The sequence below is a fragment of the Arenibacterium sp. CAU 1754 genome (assembly GCF_054482635.1).
This window is the reverse complement of record NZ_JBTLRG010000005.1, coordinates 171,810-188,220: the sequence shown is the minus strand read 5'-3', so window position 1 is coordinate 188,220 and position 16,411 is coordinate 171,810. Positions and strand designations below refer to the sequence as shown.

Genomic DNA, 16,411 nt, shown 5'->3' with positions numbered 1-16,411 from the left:
TCCTATCGGCGCTGAAACGCGGGCGCGGCCAGAACCAGCCCGATCGCTTCGGCTTTACTTTCGGCGGCGCTGGCGGCGAATTCCACCGCCGCATCCGCATATGGGCCAAGGGCCTGGGTGACAAAGATGCGCGGGTCCGGCAGATCGGCGATGAGCAGTTGTGGCACGCTCATCCCCCAGCGCAAACGCGCGGAAATGCCCTGTGGCGTGATCCAGGCGGCATCCTCTTCGGCCCAGCCATCCGGCCCGTTGGGGCGCTGCCATGTCTGGCCCATCACCCGCAGCGGCACCAGCAGCCCCCGGCGCAGGCCACGCTGATCCAGCGCCCCCATCGCCGCCGGACCCACACGCAACGCGCGCAGCGAAGAGGCGATGAAATCGACGGGCGGTTTGATGTTGCTGCGCGGCTCGGCCCACGCGGCGGGATGTTCCAGCAGCGCACCGTAGACCGCCATTAGATCGCCCCCGGTTTCCTGAAACCGGTTGGCCACATGGGCCACAAGATCGGGATCCGGGGTATCAGCGACAAAATGCACGGCAAGTTTCCGGGCGACATGGCGCGCGGTGGCCGGATGCACCGCCAGATCGCGCAGCGCCTGCACCACATGGCGCAGCTTGGCCGGATCGCCGCCATAGGTCTTGCCCATAACCGTTTCGCTGCCCGGTTCCGAAAACGCCTGCCGAAACTGGAACCCGGATTTGACGGTATAGGTCAAGCCCGTGAACAGTTCGGCCAGTTGGCGCACATCCTGCTGAGTGTATGGACCGTCGACCCCCAGCGTGTGCAGTTCCAGCACCTCGCGCGCGAGGTTTTCGTTCAGGCCTTTCAATTTCCTGTTCCGCTCAGCCGCTTTGCTGCCCGGCCCGACCGAGGTATTCTGATCGAGGAAATGCAGCATCAGGGGGTGGGTTGTGGTGGCGACCAGAAGGTCGGCAAAGGTCCCGGTGATGTTGGGGCGTATGGCCTCTTCGACATAGGCGGCGGGGGTCACCGCCATGACGGCCATCTTGCCCTTGGCGGTGAAATGATCGGCCCAGAACGCCACCAGCCGTTCGCGCAATGCGGTGTCGGTCTGGCTCCAACGTAAAAGGGTGTTGGCAAACCATGTCTGGCTGGTCGCAACGGCCTGACGGTTATGCCTTTTGATCTGCTCGCGCAGGTCGGTGTTGGATTTGTCCGTCTTTGATTTCTTGCGCAGCCGACTGCCTTCGACCAGGGTTGCGCGAAAGGTGGTGAACGTGTCGATTGGATAGAGTTGCGCCATTCGGTCGGGGCCGGTCAGCCCCTGCAGCATCGCCTCGGGCGACGCCGGGGGCGCGGCATCGGGCGACAGGCCGCAACCAAACCGGATATCTGCGAGTTCGGGGGAAAAGGTCACCGTCCTGTACCTGCCATGATCAACCGTTACCTTCAGATATATAGGGCAATTCCTTGTCTGGTAGCGGTTAAACGCACCGGCAAGCGCAATCCGTCGCACTATCGGCGGATTGGCGCGGAAAATGTTTTGCGCCTGCCCGGATGTTCCGCTAATGTTCCAAAGGCGCGCCGTGAAACTGGCGCGTGACATCACGGAAATACCCGCGCTATATGTTGGATATGTCAGATTCACCCGCACAAGACCTGTCCAAGTTTCTGGGCGATGACCGTTTCGCTACCGTGATGGCCGACCCGCCTTGGCGGTTCACCAACCGCACGGGCAAGGTCGCCCCGGAACACAAGCGGCTGGCGCGCTATCCGACCATGACGCTGGACGATATCTGTGCCCTGCCGGTGGCCGATTATCTTGAGGACACGGCCCATTGTTACATGTGGGTGCCCAATGCGCTGTTGCCCGACGGGCTGCAGGTTTTGAACGCCTGGGGGTTTGAGTACAAATCAAACATCATCTGGCACAAGATCCGCAAGGATGGCGGCAGTGACGGGCGTGGCGTGGGGTTTTACTTCCGCAATGTGACCGAGATTTTGCTGTTCGGCACGCGGGGCAAGAACGCCCGCACCCTGGCGCCGGGGCGGCGGCAGGTGAACATGCTGCAAACCCGCAAGCGCGAACATTCACGCAAACCCGATGAACAGTACGAGTTGATCGAAAGCTGTTCCTGGGGCCCCTATCTGGAACTTTTCGGGCGCGGTGTGCGTGAAGGGTGGACCGTCTGGGGCAATCAGGCGGATGCCGATTACAAGCCGGGCTGGAAAACCTATGCCTATAACTCAGGTGTCGCGGCTGAATAAGTCCGGCGGGGTCTGATCCGGCGGCGCCTCGTCCGTCAGGATCGTATCGGGCAATCCCACCAGCAACAAGGGGCACGGGTTGCCCACGCCGCGCGCAACGCGATCTTCCAGCTTGGCCCAATGGGTCGTCGAGGGCCCGAATTTGTCGGCCACGAAGGTGGCGGCAAAGGCTTCGTGAAACGGGGTGCCGCGCGCGACCTGCGCGGCGACGCGGGCCTGTTGACGCGCGGTGCGGTCGCCGATGCCCAGCCGTTCAAGATCCCCCTCGCTGGACAGGTCATTGGTACGCAGCCAACCGGTGATACGGTCGCGGAACCGGTCCTGCATGGAGGCGCCGCGGGTGACGATCACCCCGACACTGATGGCCGAAAGGGCGTGCAGGCGCTGAAAATTCTCAAGGTCGCGATCAAAGAACGGATCCTTGTTGTTCCATTCGATCTCAAGCGCCAGGGCGCCGGAAGGGGTGAACCGGACATGGTCCACCTCGTGGCTGATACCTTCGCGCTGGATACCGTCGACGATGGTCTGAACGGCGAATTGATGCTTGGCCCATCCCGCATCATCAAGCGCATGGCGCAGTCGCTGGGTCTGCCCGCTTTCGCCGCCGCCCCCGCCGATCAGTTCGGCCATGCCGATGCGATAGGTCGACAGGGCCCGGACCAGATCGGCCAGTTCCCCGGCGAAATCAAAGGACAGGATCGCCTCGGCATGGTTGCGCGTGGCCACGTCAAAGCCCTGATCGCGCAACTGCTGAAGCATCGGCTTACTCCTGCGGAATGACCCTCAGGCCCAGCTCCATGAGCTGGTCGCTCATCGGGTCGCTGGGCGCGGACATCATCAGGTCCTCGGCGCGCTGGTTCATCGGGAACATGATGACCTCGCGGATATTGGCCTCATCCGCAAGCAGCATCACGATCCGGTCGATGCCAGCCGCGCAGCCACCGTGCGGCGGGGCGCCGTACTGGAAGGCGTTGACCATGCCGCCAAAGCGCTTTTCGACCTCGTCCTTGCCATAACCGGCAATTTCGAATGCCTTGAACATGATGTCCGGCTTGTGGTTCCGGATCGCACCCGACACCAGCTCGTACCCGTTGCAGGCTAGGTCATACTGATACCCCAGCACCTTGAGCGGATCGCCCTCCAGCGCCTCCATCCCGCCCTGGGGCATGGAGAACGGGTTGTGTTCGAAATCGATCTTGCCGGTTTCGTCGTCTTTTTCGAAGATCGGGAAATCGACGATCCAGGCAAAGGCGAAACGGTCCTTGTCGACAAGGTTCAGTTCCTCGCCGATGGCCACGCGGGCACGCCCGGCGACAGCCTCGAATGCCTTGGGTTTGCCGCCCAGGAAAAAGGCAGCATCGCCGACGCCCAGACCCAGTTGCTGGCGGATCGCCTCGGTGCGTTCTGGGCCGATGTTCTTGGCCAGCGGACCGGCGGCCTCCATCCCGTCGCCCTGATCCCTCCAGAAGATATAGCCCATGCCGGGCAGACCCTCTTTCTGGGCAAAGGCGTTCATCCGGTCGCAGAATTTCCGGCTGCCGCCACCGGGGGCGGGAATGGCGCGGATTTCAGTGCCGTCCTGTTCCAGCAGCTTGGCGAAGATGGCAAAGCCCGAGCCGGCGAAATGTTCGCTGACAACCTGCATCTTGATCGGGTTGCGCAGGTCGGGTTTGTCGGTGCCATACCACAGCGCGGCATCGCGATAGGAAATCTGCGGCCAGTGCTTGTCGACCTTGTGGCCACCGCCGAACTCTTCGAAAATACCGATCAGGACCGGCTGGATCGTGTCGAACACGTCCTGCTGGGTGACAAAGGACATTTCCATGTCGAGCTGATAGAAATCGGTGGGCGAGCGGTCGGCGCGCGGGTCTTCGTCGCGGAAACAGGGCGCGATCTGGAAATACTTGTCAAAGCCCGACACCATGATCAGCTGTTTGAACTGCTGCGGGGCCTGGGGCAGCGCATAGAACTTGCCCGGATGCAGACGCGACGGCACGAGAAAGTCGCGCGCGCCTTCGGGCGAGGACGCAGTGATGATCGGCGTCTGGTATTCGCGGAATTCGCGATCCCACATGCGTTTGCGAATGCTCGCCACCACGTCGCTGCGCAGGGTCATGTTGCGCTGCATCGCTTCGCGGCGGAGGTCGAGATAGCGATACCGCAGGCGGGTTTCCTCGGGGTATTCCTGATCGCCGAACACGATCAGAGGCAGCTCGGCGGCGGCGCCCAGCACTTCGAGATCGCGCACGTAGACTTCGATTTCGCCGGTGGGCAGTTTCGGGTTCACCAGTTCGGGATCGCGCGCCTTGACCTCGCCATCGATGCGAATGCACCATTCGCTGCGCACCTTTTCCAGTTCCTTGAAAGCGGCGCTGTCGCCATCGCACAGGATTTGCGTCACGCCGTAGTGGTCGCGCAGATCGATGAACAACACCCCGCCGTGGTCACGCACGCGATGGACCCACCCGGACAGGCGGACGGTATCACCGACGTTTGCGGCAGTCAGATCGGCGCAGGTATGGCTGCGATAGGCGTGCATCTTTTTGTCCCTTCGGGCGTAAAACTGTCGCGCCGATACACATTGCCAGCCTTTGGAAGTCAAGGGGCAGGATCATTCACGCGCAGAACCGCAATGTCGCTTTGGGAAAAACGCAGGTTGGTGTATGGTGCTACGCGCGCCGCAAAAATGCGCGTCACACCGTGGTGGGAAAGACATGTGGGAGACCGTTTTTGACAGAATGGTGTCGCGCCTGATCCTGAACGGACAGCTGCGTGTCACCTATCCCGACGGACGCATGGCCACATTCGGCCCCGGAGGGACACTGAAGGCAGGTATCGAGATCCGCGACACCGCCGTGTTGCGTGGGTTGTGCACACGCCCGGACCTGACTCTGGGCGAGGCGTATATGGATCAGAAGGTCATCGTGGAAAACGATGACGTCGAAGCGTTGATCCGTCTGATCCAACGCAACTGGCGCAGCGAGGCGATGCCGCCCTGGGTGCGGATGTTCAACCGGGCGCGGCTTTACCTTGGCACCTGGATTCAGCGCAACACGCCCGACGCGGCGCGCTCGAACGTGGCGCATCACTATGACCTGTCCAATGATCTCTATCGCCTGTTTCTGGACAGCGACATGCAATACAGCTGCGCCTATTTCACCGACCCCGCCATGACACTTGAGGCCGCCCAGCAGGCCAAGAAGGCGCATATCGCGGCCAAGCTGCGGGTCGAGCCGGGCATGCGCGTTCTGGACATCGGGTGCGGCTGGGGCGGCATGGCGATCACGCTGGCGCGCGATTTCGGGGCGCGCGTTACCGGTGTGACGCTGTCCCGGAACCAGCTTGAGCTTGCCCGCAGCCGCGCGGCGGATGCCGGTCTGTCCGAGGTGATCGATTTCCGGCTGCTGGATTACCGGGAACTGAACGAATCCTTCGATCGGATCGTTTCGGTCGGAATGCTGGAACATGTCGGGCTGCCCCATTACGACGAATATTTCGAAAAGGTGGCGGACCTGCTGGCCAGTGATGGCATTGCGCTGATCCACTCAATCGGGCGCACCGGCCCGCCGATGGCACAGGCCGAATGGATCAACAAATACATCTTTCCAGGCGGCTATGTGCCGTCGCTGTCGAAACTGGCCGGCCCGATCGAACGGTCGGGATTGTGGAATTGTGACACCGAGGTGCTGCGTTTGCATTACGCGATGACCCTGCGCCGCTGGCTGGCCCGGTTTGACGCCAACCTGGACGAGGTGCGTAAAACCCATGACGACAGGTTCGTGCGGATGTGGCGATATTACCTGATCGTTTGCATTCTGGCGTTCGAGGAACAGAAACAGGCTGTGTTCCAGTTTCAACTGGCGCACCAGCGCGATGCGGTGCCGCTGACACGCGACTATCTTTATGCGCGCCGCCCCGCCCACATCCAACAGAGAAGCGAAGCCGCGGAATGATCTCTCGGCGGCGCGGGTTGGCGCCCGCGCCGGTCTGTCTCAATCGCTATTGCGCGCTTTGCCCGCAAACGCGGCGGTTTGTACCTTGCACCCATCGTCCCCATGCCTATAACGCAGGACAATTTGGGCACTTTGGGGGTGCCTGATTCAACAGCATAGGGGCCATGTCATGCCGAAAAGAACCGACATCCAGTCGATCATGATCATCGGAGCGGGTCCCATTGTGATTGGGCAAGCCTGCGAATTCGACTATTCCGGCGCCCAGGCCTGCAAGGCGCTGCGCGAAGAAGGGTACCGGGTGATCCTGGTCAATTCGAACCCGGCCACGATCATGACCGACCCCGGTTTGGCGGATGCGACATACATTGAACCCATCACCCCCGAAGTTGTTGCCAAGATCATCGAAAAGGAACGCCCCGATGCCCTGTTGCCCACGATGGGCGGGCAGACCGGGTTGAACACCTCGCTTGCGCTGGAGGAAATGGGCGTTCTGGCGAAATACGGGGTCGAGATGATCGGCGCCAAGCGGGAAGCCATCGAAATGGCCGAGGACCGCAAATTGTTCCGCGAGGCGATGGACCGGCTGGGCATCGAAAACCCCAAGGCCACCATCGTCACCGCGCCCAAAGATGCAAATGGGAAAAAGGACTTGGCCGCCGGGGTCGCGATCGCGCTGGAGGCGCTTGAAGACATCGGCCTGCCCGCCATCATTCGCCCGGCCTTTACGCTTGGCGGGACAGGTGGCGGCGTGGCCTATAACCGCGACGATTACGAACATTTCTGCCGCTCGGGCATGGACGCGTCGCCGATGGGCCAGATCCTGGTCGATGAATCCCTGCTGGGCTGGAAAGAATACGAGATGGAGGTGGTGCGCGACACTGCCGACAACGCCATCATCGTCTGTTCCATCGAAAACGTCGATCCGATGGGCGTGCACACGGGCGACAGCATCACGGTCGCCCCTGCCCTGACCCTGACGGATAAGGAATACCAGATCATGCGCAACGGCAGCATTGCTGTTCTGCGCGAGATCGGCGTGGAAACCGGTGGATCGAACGTGCAATGGGCGATCAACCCGGTGGATGGCCGCATGGTCGTGATCGAAATGAACCCGCGAGTGTCGCGTTCATCGGCGCTGGCGTCCAAGGCGACGGGTTTCCCGATTGCCAAGATCGCGGCGAAACTGGCCGTTGGCTATACGCTGGACGAGCTGGACAACGACATCACCAAGGTGACGCCCGCCAGCTTTGAGCCGACCATCGATTATGTCGTCACCAAGATCCCGAAATTCGCGTTTGAGAAATTCCCAGGCTCCGAGCCCTACCTGACCACGGCGATGAAATCCGTGGGCGAGGCGATGGCGATTGGCCGGACCATTCACGAATCCCTGCAAAAGGCGCTGGCCAGCATGGAATCGGGCCTGACCGGGTTTGACGAGGTCGACATCCCCGGCGCGCCGGACAAGGCCGCCGTGATCAAGGCGATCAGCAAGCAGACGCCGGACCGGATGCGCACCATCGCGCAGGCGATGCGCCACGGGCTGAGCGATGTTGAAATCCACGGCGTCACCATGTTTGACCCCTGGTTCCTGGCCCGCATCCGCGAAATCGTCGAGGCCGAGGAAGAGCTTAAGAAAAACGGCCTGCCCACGACCGAAGAAGGTCTGCGCGCGGTCAAGATGCTGGGGTTCACCGATGCCCGCCTGGGCAAGCTGACCGGCCGGGACGAGGCGAACGTGCGCCGCGCCCGCCACAACATGGGCGTCACGGCCGTGTTCAAACGGATCGACACCTGCGCCGCCGAGTTCGAGGCGCAGACACCTTACATGTATTCCACCTACGAAGCCCCGATGATGGGCGAGGTCGAATGCGAGGCGCGCCCTTCGGATCGCAAGAAAGTCGTCATTCTGGGAGGCGGGCCCAACCGGATCGGCCAGGGGATCGAATTTGACTATTGCTGCTGTCACGCCTGTTTTGCGCTGACGGATGCCGGCTATGAAACCATCATGGTCAACTGCAACCCGGAAACGGTTTCGACCGACTATGACACCTCGGACCGGCTGTATTTCGAACCGCTGACGTTCGAGCATGTGATGGAAATCCTGCGGGTCGAGCAGGAAAACGGCACGCTGCACGGTGTGATCGTCCAATTCGGCGGCCAGACGCCGCTGAAGCTGGCCAATGCGCTGCAGGATGAAGGCATTCCGATCCTGGGCACCACGCCCGACGCCATTGACCTGGCCGAAGACCGTGAACGGTTCCAGCAACTGGTGCAGTCACTGGGCCTGAAACAGCCCAACAACGGCATCGCGTCGACCGACGAACAAGCGTTCGAAATCGCCAAGGACATCGGGTTCCCGCTGGTGATCCGCCCCTCCTACGTGCTGGGCGGGCGCGCGATGGAAATCGTGCGCGATCAGGCCCAGTTGGAGCGCTATATCTCCGAGGCCGTGGTCGTGTCGGGCGACAGCCCCGTGTTGCTTGACAGTTATCTGTCCGGCGCGGTCGAACTGGACGTTGATGCGATCTGTGATGGCAAGGACGTACATGTGGCAGGCATCATGCAGCATATCGAAGAGGCTGGTGTGCATTCGGGAGACAGCGCCTGTTCCCTGCCGCCCTATTCGCTGCCCGATGACATCATCGCCGAGGTGAAGGTACAGACCAACGCGCTGGCCCGTGCACTGAACGTGGTCGGCCTGATGAACATCCAGTTCGCGGTCAAGGACGGCGAGATTTACCTGATCGAAGTGAACCCGCGCGCGTCGCGCACCGTGCCGTTTGTGGCCAAGGCCACCGACAGCGCGATTGCCTCGATCGCCGCACGGGTCATGGCAGGTGAGCCGCTGAGCAATTTCCCGATGCGCGCGCCCTATCCGTCCGCCGGGTATGACGATCCGCTGCCGATGGCCGATCCGATGACGCTGGCCGATCCGAACATGCCCTGGTTCTCGGTGAAAGAGGCGGTTCTGCCCTTTGCCCGTTTCCCCGGTGTGGACACGATCCTGGGCCCGGAAATGCGCTCGACCGGCGAAGTGATGGGATGGGACCGCGATTTCCCGCGTGCCTTTCTCAAGGCGCAGATGGGGGCCGGCATGGTCCTGCCCGCCACGGGCCGCGCGTTCATTTCGATCAAGGACGCGGACAAGACCGCCGATATGCTTGAGGCCGCAAATGTGCTGGTCGCGCAGGGGTTTGACATCGTCGCCACCCGCGGCACGCAAAGCTGGCTGGCCGAACAGGGCGTGCCCTGTAAGCAGGTGAACAAGGTGTATGAAGGCCGCCCCGACATCGTGGACATGATGAAGGACGGCGACATCCAGCTGGTGATGAACACCACCGAGGGCGCGCAGGCGGTCGAGGATTCCAAGGATATCCGCTCGGTCGCACTCTATGACAAGATCCCCTATTTCACAACTGCTGCGGGGTCGCACGCCGCCGCGCTGGCGATCAAGGCGCAGGCCGAAGGGGATGTCGGGGTGAAATCGCTACAGGGGTGAAAGGCGAGCCCGCCGAAAGCTCAGGTTTCCCTTCACGCTAAACGCAGTGAATGGCGGCTCGCGGCCCGAAGTTGACATTGGCTACGCGCGCAGCATCTGTCGCGAAGGGCGGAAAACTCTAATTCTCTCCAGCTGCGAAAGCATTACACGACCTAAAGCAAAGCGGACATTCAAAATCTTATTAGGCGTAATCCTTGCTATGTCAGCCATCTAGTGCAGGAACTCGCAGGAAGCTCCATTTTCAAAGCCCGTGCGATTGACCTGAAGCCGAAATTGCGACTATGCAAAGCCAAGGACAGGTCAGGGCCGAAAGCAATCCATTGTGATTGGCCATGAACCTGTCGATCCCGATTGATCGGACGATGTGGCTTATCGGTGGACCAGGTTTCTTTGTGTCGTGCTCGCCTGGGTTTCTGTCGTCAAGCATGCCAATCGGCTGTTAAATCCTTGAAATCATTACAGCCCTGACCGGCTTTGTGGCAATGAGGTTTGAAACTACATGCACCCTAAACAAGGCGAAACTTATCGTCCTGAGTTGGATGGTGTACGAGCGCTTGCGATCCTTTTTGTTCTGGGTTTCCACGTCGGTTTCTCGGACTGGAGCGGTGGATTCCTGGGTGTCGATGTCTTCTTCGTCCTCTCGGGTTGGCTAATCTGTGGACACATCCACGACAATCTGCGGATGGGCCGTTTCGATGTGCTAGATTTCTTCGCGCGTCGGATCCGACGACTGATCCCTGCGGCATTTACGTGCTACCTCGTGGTTACGTTGGTTGTCTTCCTCCTGTTCCTGCCGCACGAACGGCAGGACTTCCTGCGTTACCTTCTGGGCTCGAGCTTTTTTATCAACAACTTCATATTGATGGGAGAGGCGGGGTACTTCGCACCTACTGCCGGAGCAAACCCGCTGTTGCACACCTGGTCATTGTCGATCGAAGAGCAGTTCTACCTCTTGGTGCCATGGCTCGCGCTTCTGATGGGACGAAACGCTAAGGCTTTTGCGGTACTTCTGGCGGTTGCTTTCGTGGTTTCGCTGGGGCTGACGCTTTTTTCAGGAAAAACCATACACAACGCCGATGCGCGCTATTTCTCCAGCCTATTCCGTATCTGGGAAATTGCGGCGGGGGGACTGGCATATGTCGTGACGCGGGGACGCGACCTCCCGCGCCTGCCGGGGGTCGCACCGGCGGCGCTATTCGCAGTACTGGTGCCAGTCTTTGTTTTCGACGAAACGCTGCTGCATCCAGGACCCGGCGCTTTGCTGGTTGTGGCTGGCACGCTCGGGCTTATCTTGTTCGCGCGGCCCGAAAGATCGCTGGTTGGAAGGCTTCTAGGGGCGCGACCGATGGCTTTCATTGGCCGCATCTCCTATTCTACGTACCTCTGGCATTGGCCGCTGATCGTTTTCCTAGAATACGTGGGTTATGATCTGAGCGACACTACGCGTGTTTTGGTAATCATCGGATCGCTGTTGCTGGGCTATCTTTCCCTCCGGGTGATAGAAGCGCCTTTTCGCAGGATGGAAATTCCCACGCGCAATCGCGCGCTTTTTTCAGGCTATGCGGTTCAAACAATGGTCATCGTCGGGCTAGCTGGTTTGATGTCGGTCCTCAGTGTTGGGCGCGACGACGAGGCCAGTTCTCAGATTGCGGTAATCCTGGCCGAGGGAAGAATTGGAAATGACCGCTGGGACGACTGTTGGTACGATCAAGACGCAGGCGGTTCTTGTGCGTTGGGGCGTGCGGACGGTCTTGGGAGGCCCATGCTCTTGTGGGGCGATAGTATGGCGAACAGTGCAGTGGCTGCTTTCGACAAACTGGCGCTCGACCGGCATGTCGGCGGCTTGGCTTTCGTCACGCCCGCATGCGCTCCATTGGCCGGGCTGGCGCACGAGAACACAAATGTGACCAGGTGCCTTGCGGCGAACGATTCAGTGCTCGCCCGGCTTACAGAACAACAGGCTTCGGATGTATTCCTCTTCGCCCGTTGGCCGATGTATTTCTTAGGCTACCATCATACCGACCTCACGACCCTTGGTGAGAGAGATTTGATAGGGCGGGATTTGAAACCGCTTGATGGTGATCCACGCGACCTAGCCGAAGCGAGGCTCCGCGACTTGATTGCTTCCATACCTAAACGTCACAGGGTGTTTATTGTTGGGCCTGTGCCGGAACATCTGGAATCTGTCCCGGACTCTATGGTGCGCGCGATCCGTTTTCATGACGAAGTGGGGAAACTGACCCGCGAGGTATACGAGCAGCGCACCATGGAAGTCCGCAATCGCCTCCTCGCTCTCGCAGCAGAGTTGAATGCAGTTTATATTGACCCGACAGAAGCATTCTGCGGGTCTGAAACCTGCCCTCATGAAATAGATGGAGTGCCGATATTTGCAGACGCAGTGCACCTGGCACCATTGGGAAACCAGTTGCTTTTTGACGCGTTGAAAGAAGGCCTCCGTTAGCCAAGATCCAACGGTCTGCCCGAAAAAAGGTCGTGCTTGTCCTGCTGGCCAATAGCGCCGTGCCCAAGATTTTATAAAAGGCAGCTTTGTCCGCAAAGCAGACCTTCCGCCATTGCACCGTCATCAGTCCTGGCCCGATACGGTTGGCCTTTCATCACTCACCCCGCCGCTTGGGAGCAGCTCAGTCCGAACCGCGTTTCAATCTCTGCAGCGCCTGCCCTGCAATCAGCACTGGCCTATTCCCCCCAATCCGGTCATGCTCGCGCATGCTTCAGAAACAAACCGTCGCCCTTGCTGATATCCGCGTCCCCGCCAAGCGCAGCAAAACATTGGATCCGGCCAAGGTGCAGATCATTGCCGAAGATATGATTGAACACGGCCAGACAACACCCATTCAACTGCGTGCCGATGGGGCCGGGTTCATTCTGGTTGAAGGTCTGCACCGGCTCGAGGCGCTGCGGGCCCTGGGAGAGCCGACAATTTTAGCCTATCTTGTGCGCGCCCGCCTGCATTGAAACGGCGGTTTCATCGCATCAGCACATAGGTCCCCGGCGCATCGCACAGCCCCTCTCCCATGCGCGGCGGATCGACGGGATCGCCCGTTGACAGACCGGCCAGCCAGACCGTCCATTCGGGCCACCACGACCCTTCGTGCTCTTGGGCGAGGTCTTTCCAGTCATCTGCGGACAGATCCCTGTCGCTATCCAGATTGACCCGCACGCGGTAATGTCGGCGCGGGTGGCCGGGTTCGGATACGATCCCGGCGTTATGGCCACCGTTGGTCAAAACGAAAGTCACGTCCGACCGGGTCAGCGCCCCGGTCTTGAACACCGATTTCCACGGCGCGACATGGTCGGTTTCGGTGCCCACCGCAAAGATCGGCAGCCGGATATCATCGGGCGAGGCCGGATGCCCCCCCAGAATGTACCGGTCAGCAGCGAACTTGTTGTCGAGGAACAGATCGCGCAGGTATTCCGAATGCATCCGATACGGCATACGCGTGCTGTCGGCGTTCCATGCCGAGATGTCATGGTGACTGGGCGGTTCGCCCATCAGGTATTTGTGCTGAATGCGCGACCAGATCAGGTCGTTCGATCGAAGGATCCGGAACGCCCCGACCATCTGGCTGGCGTCCAGATAGCCGTTCTTCCACATCATATCCTCTAGAAAGGCGACCTGACTTTCGCTGATGAACAGGGTCAGCTCCCCGGCCTCGGTAAAATCCATCTGCGCGGCCAGCAATGTCATGCTGGCCAGGCGGTCATCCCCATCGCGCCCCATGACGGCGGCCGCGATGCTGAGCAGCGTGCCACCCAGACAATAGCCCACCGCATGCACCTGATCGGCCCCGGTGCGTTCGATGACTTCATCCAGCGCAGCCATGGGGCCGTTTTCCAGATAATCCACCAATCCCATGTCCGCATCTTCGGCACCGGGGTTGCGCCATGAAATCATGAAGACGGTAAACCCCTGGTCGGTCAGGAACTTGACCAATGAGTTCTGCGACGTGAGATCGAGAATGTAATATTTCATGATCCACGCAGGCACGATCAGGATCGGCTCGGCACGGACTTGTTCGGTGCTGGGCGCGTATTGGATCAATTCCATCAGGTGGTTGCGATACACCACCTTGCCCGGTGTGATCGCCAGCGTTTCCCCGACCTTGAAATCCTCGGGCAAGGGCGGTTTTTCCCCCAGCATGATCTGGCTGAGATCGTCGGCCGCGAATTTCATCCCGTCGATCAGGTTGCGGCCGTTCGTGCTGACCGTTTTGGCAAGCACCTCGGGATTGGTCAGCGGAAAATTGGCGGGCGACACGGAATCGAGAAGTTGACGTGCCGTGAAATTGGCCGCGCGCTCGTGCGCCCGGCTGACACCCCGCACACCGGTCGTTGCAGCATCCCACCATTTCTCGGTCAGAAGAAAGGCCTGTTTATAGGCGTTGAACGGTTGCCGGTCCCATCCTTCATGGCTGAACCTGCGATCATGGGCCTCGGGGGTGACGCAGTCCTGTTCCCCCTTGCCCAGGGCACACCGGGCGATATAGCGCGAAAACTCCAGCGCGTTTTCGGTCGCAAGCTGTGCCAACTGGATCTGTTTGCCCGGCGACGTCGCCAAGTGAATGCCCCAGTCAAAGGCCATTTCGCCCAGCGCTCCAGGCGAAAGCCCACCGGTAAATGTACTGAGCCAAGCACGAAACGCCGTATCGATCATGTCCATCGTGTCCCGATCAGGGTCATGCGGGGCCAGCGACCTGTGCCGCTCGGAAGTTGGGTTTGAACCGGTTTCGGTCACGATCCTGTTTTCCTCTCTGTTCATCGCCAGCCAGACATCGCAATTTCCGTCCCTGCGCGCATTGACCTGGCGCAAGCAGCAAGGACACATCCGGCCGCAGAAATGAAATTGCGGCCATGAAGCTGCCACAGTCGTTGTGTTAGCCTGCCCACCATTCGAGCATAACAAAGGACAAACAAATGCGCCTGACACTTATCCTGACCGCCCTCCTTGCCCTGTCGGCCTGTGGCGGCATACCGCTGGTGCCAATCATCTGATCCATCCCGCATTCGACAAGGGGCCGCACCGGCCCCTTGTCGCCCCGGCCGAGCGTCTATAGATTTCGCGATACCCTGCAGCGGAGCCAGACGTGACCCACATTCCAGCCATCACCGGAACCGGCGTTTTCACGCCAGACCAGATCATCACCAACGCGGAACTGGTCACGGCCTTTAACGCCTATGCTGACCGGATCAATGCCAAGAACGCCGAGGCCATCGCCGCCGGCACGTTCACACCTCTGGAACATTCCTCGGAAGAGTTCATCCTCAAGGCGTCGGGCATCGAGCAGCGCCATGTCGTCGACAAGGACGGCGTTCTGAATCCCGACCGCATGTATCCCTCTCTGCGCCAGCGCAGCGACGAGGAACCCTCGCTGATGACCGAAATGGGCGTCGATGCCGCGCAAAAGGCACTGGCACAGGCAGGCATAGATGCCTCACAGGTCGACTTGGTGATCTGTGCCGCGTCGAACATGGAACGCGCCTATCCCGCCGTGGCCATCGAAATTCAGAAAGAGCTGGGCGCAGGCGGATTTGCATTCGACATGAACGTGGCCTGTTCCTCGGCCACCTTCGGCATTCAGGCCGCCGCCGATATGGTGCGCGCCGGATCGGTCAAATGCGCGCTGGTCGTCGACCCCGAGATTTGTTCCGGCCATCTGGAATGGCGCGACCGAGACTGCCATTTCATCTTTGGCGACGTGGCCACCGCCACCGTCATTCAGCGCGCCGAGGATGCCAAGGCCCCCTATTTCGAGATCCGCTCAACCCGCTGCGCGACCGAGTTTTCAAACAACATCCGTAACAACAACGGATTCCTGCGCCGCTCGCGTCCCGACGGGGTCGAGGACCGGCGCGACATGCAGTTCATGCAGAATGGCCGCAAGGTGTTCAAAGAGGTGTTGCCGCTGGTCAGCCAGCATATCGCCGAGCACATGGCCGACGAAGGTGTCTCGAGCGATGACATGAAACGCCTGTGGCTGCACCAGGCGAACAAGTCGATGAACGATTTCATCGGCAAAAAGGTACTGGGCCGCACGCCCGAGCCCGGCGAACAGCCCAATATCCTGCAAGATTACGCCAATACGTCCTCGGCCGGATCGATCATCGCGTTTTCGAGATATTCCGACGACCTGTCAGACGGCGATATCGGGCTGATCTGTTCGTTTGGCGCCGGGTATTCCGTCGGCTCGGTTCTGGTGCAGCGCCACGGCTGAGACTGGTCTCAGCCGCTTTCGGTTTCCAGGTGAAGTTTCATGTCGATCAGCACCTGCTGCAGCATCAGCGTTTCCCTCAACAGACGCTTGGCCTCGTTCACGGTGATGATGCCGTCCTCGATGGATTGCTGATATTCGCTCATCAGCATGGCGAACCGCTGGCTCAACGCGATCACATCTGAATTCACGCCACCGCTTTTTTCGGTGTTGGGCTTACGCTCGTCATAAGACAGCGTGATGTTCATCAACTCGGCAAGCGCGCTGGTCACATGGGGATAACTTGACGCCGCTTCCAGCCGCGCGACCGCGTCCACCGGAATGAATCGGTCGGCATGTTCGTCGTTGTCGGAGTAATACCGCCCCAAAGTCGCCTTCGACTTGCCCGTTATTTCACAGGCGGCCTCGATTCCCACATCCTTGACCAAGGCTTCTGTGTGCTTTTTCAAATAGTTACCTATGTCTGCCATTTTCACTTTCCCGGCGTGCCGTGTCCCAT

The 16,411-nt window shown here is 60.2% G+C and carries 11 protein-coding genes; 6 read left to right on the top strand and 5 right to left on the bottom strand.

Annotated elements, in window-relative coordinates; all coding sequences use genetic code 11:
* Positions 1–2: 2 nt before the first annotated feature.
* Complete coding sequence (locus tag ACXYMO_RS17445) at positions 3–1,379, bottom strand: DUF1800 domain-containing protein (protein ID WP_458880016.1); 1,377 nt, start codon at positions 1,377–1,379, stop codon at positions 3–5.
* Positions 1,380–1,597: 218 nt separating this feature from the next.
* Here ACXYMO_RS17445 and ACXYMO_RS17440 point away from each other — a divergent pair, with 218 nt between their 5' ends.
* Positions 1,598–2,230, top strand: coding sequence for an MT-A70 family methyltransferase (locus tag ACXYMO_RS17440; protein WP_458880015.1), 633 nt, complete (start codon positions 1,598–1,600; stop codon positions 2,228–2,230).
* Here ACXYMO_RS17440 and ACXYMO_RS17435 read toward each other — a convergent pair.
* Entirely contained in the window at positions 2,210–2,989 is a 780-nt protein-coding gene (locus ACXYMO_RS17435) for a BglII/BstYI family type II restriction endonuclease (RefSeq protein ID WP_458880014.1), read from the bottom strand. The genes ACXYMO_RS17440 and ACXYMO_RS17435 overlap by 21 nt on opposite strands.
* Before the next feature lie 4 nt (positions 2,990–2,993).
* Complete coding sequence (gene aspS, locus ACXYMO_RS17430) at positions 2,994–4,769, bottom strand: aspartate--tRNA ligase (RefSeq protein ID WP_458880013.1); 1,776 nt, start codon at positions 4,767–4,769, stop codon at positions 2,994–2,996.
* Positions 4,770–4,944: 175 nt separating this feature from the next.
* Between aspS and ACXYMO_RS17425 the strand changes: the two genes are divergently transcribed.
* The 4 genes from ACXYMO_RS17425 (at position 4,945) to ACXYMO_RS17410 (ending at position 12,658) form a co-directional block, all read left to right on the top strand.
* Complete coding sequence (locus ACXYMO_RS17425; protein WP_458880012.1) at positions 4,945–6,183, top strand: class I SAM-dependent methyltransferase; 1,239 nt, start codon at positions 4,945–4,947, stop codon at positions 6,181–6,183.
* A 169-nt stretch (positions 6,184–6,352) separates the two neighbouring features.
* On the top strand, positions 6,353–9,682 hold the full coding sequence (gene carB, locus ACXYMO_RS17420) for a carbamoyl-phosphate synthase large subunit (protein ID WP_458880011.1): 3,330 nt from the start codon (positions 6,353–6,355) through the stop codon (positions 9,680–9,682).
* A 499-nt stretch (positions 9,683–10,181) separates the two neighbouring features.
* Positions 10,182–12,143 carry an acyltransferase family protein gene (locus tag ACXYMO_RS17415; RefSeq protein WP_458880010.1) on the top strand — a complete coding sequence of 654 codons (1,962 nt, stop codon included), beginning with the start codon at positions 10,182–10,184 and terminating at the stop codon, positions 12,141–12,143.
* Positions 12,144–12,409: 266 nt separating this feature from the next.
* Positions 12,410–12,658 (top strand): ParB N-terminal domain-containing protein, encoded by a 249-nt coding sequence (locus ACXYMO_RS17410; protein ID WP_458880009.1) that lies wholly within the window; start codon positions 12,410–12,412, stop codon positions 12,656–12,658.
* 10 nt (positions 12,659–12,668) lie between these two features.
* Here ACXYMO_RS17410 and ACXYMO_RS17405 read toward each other — a convergent pair whose 3' ends face one another.
* Positions 12,669–14,462 carry a PHA/PHB synthase family protein gene (locus tag ACXYMO_RS17405; protein WP_458880008.1) on the bottom strand — a complete coding sequence of 598 codons (1,794 nt, stop codon included), beginning with the start codon at positions 14,460–14,462 and terminating at the stop codon, positions 12,669–12,671.
* 325 nt (positions 14,463–14,787) lie between these two features.
* Here ACXYMO_RS17405 and ACXYMO_RS17400 point away from each other — a divergent pair, with 325 nt between their 5' ends.
* Positions 14,788–15,915: a beta-ketoacyl-ACP synthase III gene (locus tag ACXYMO_RS17400; protein WP_458880007.1), complete on the top strand. Its 1,128-nt coding sequence runs from the start codon at positions 14,788–14,790 to the stop codon at positions 15,913–15,915.
* A gap of 8 nt (positions 15,916–15,923) precedes the next feature.
* Here ACXYMO_RS17400 and ACXYMO_RS17395 read toward each other — a convergent pair whose 3' ends face one another.
* The gene (locus ACXYMO_RS17395; protein WP_458880006.1) at positions 15,924–16,382 is read right to left on the bottom strand and encodes a hypothetical protein; all 459 of its coding nucleotides are present in this window, start codon (positions 16,380–16,382) and stop codon (positions 15,924–15,926) included.
* Positions 16,383–16,411: the final 29 nt, after the last annotated feature.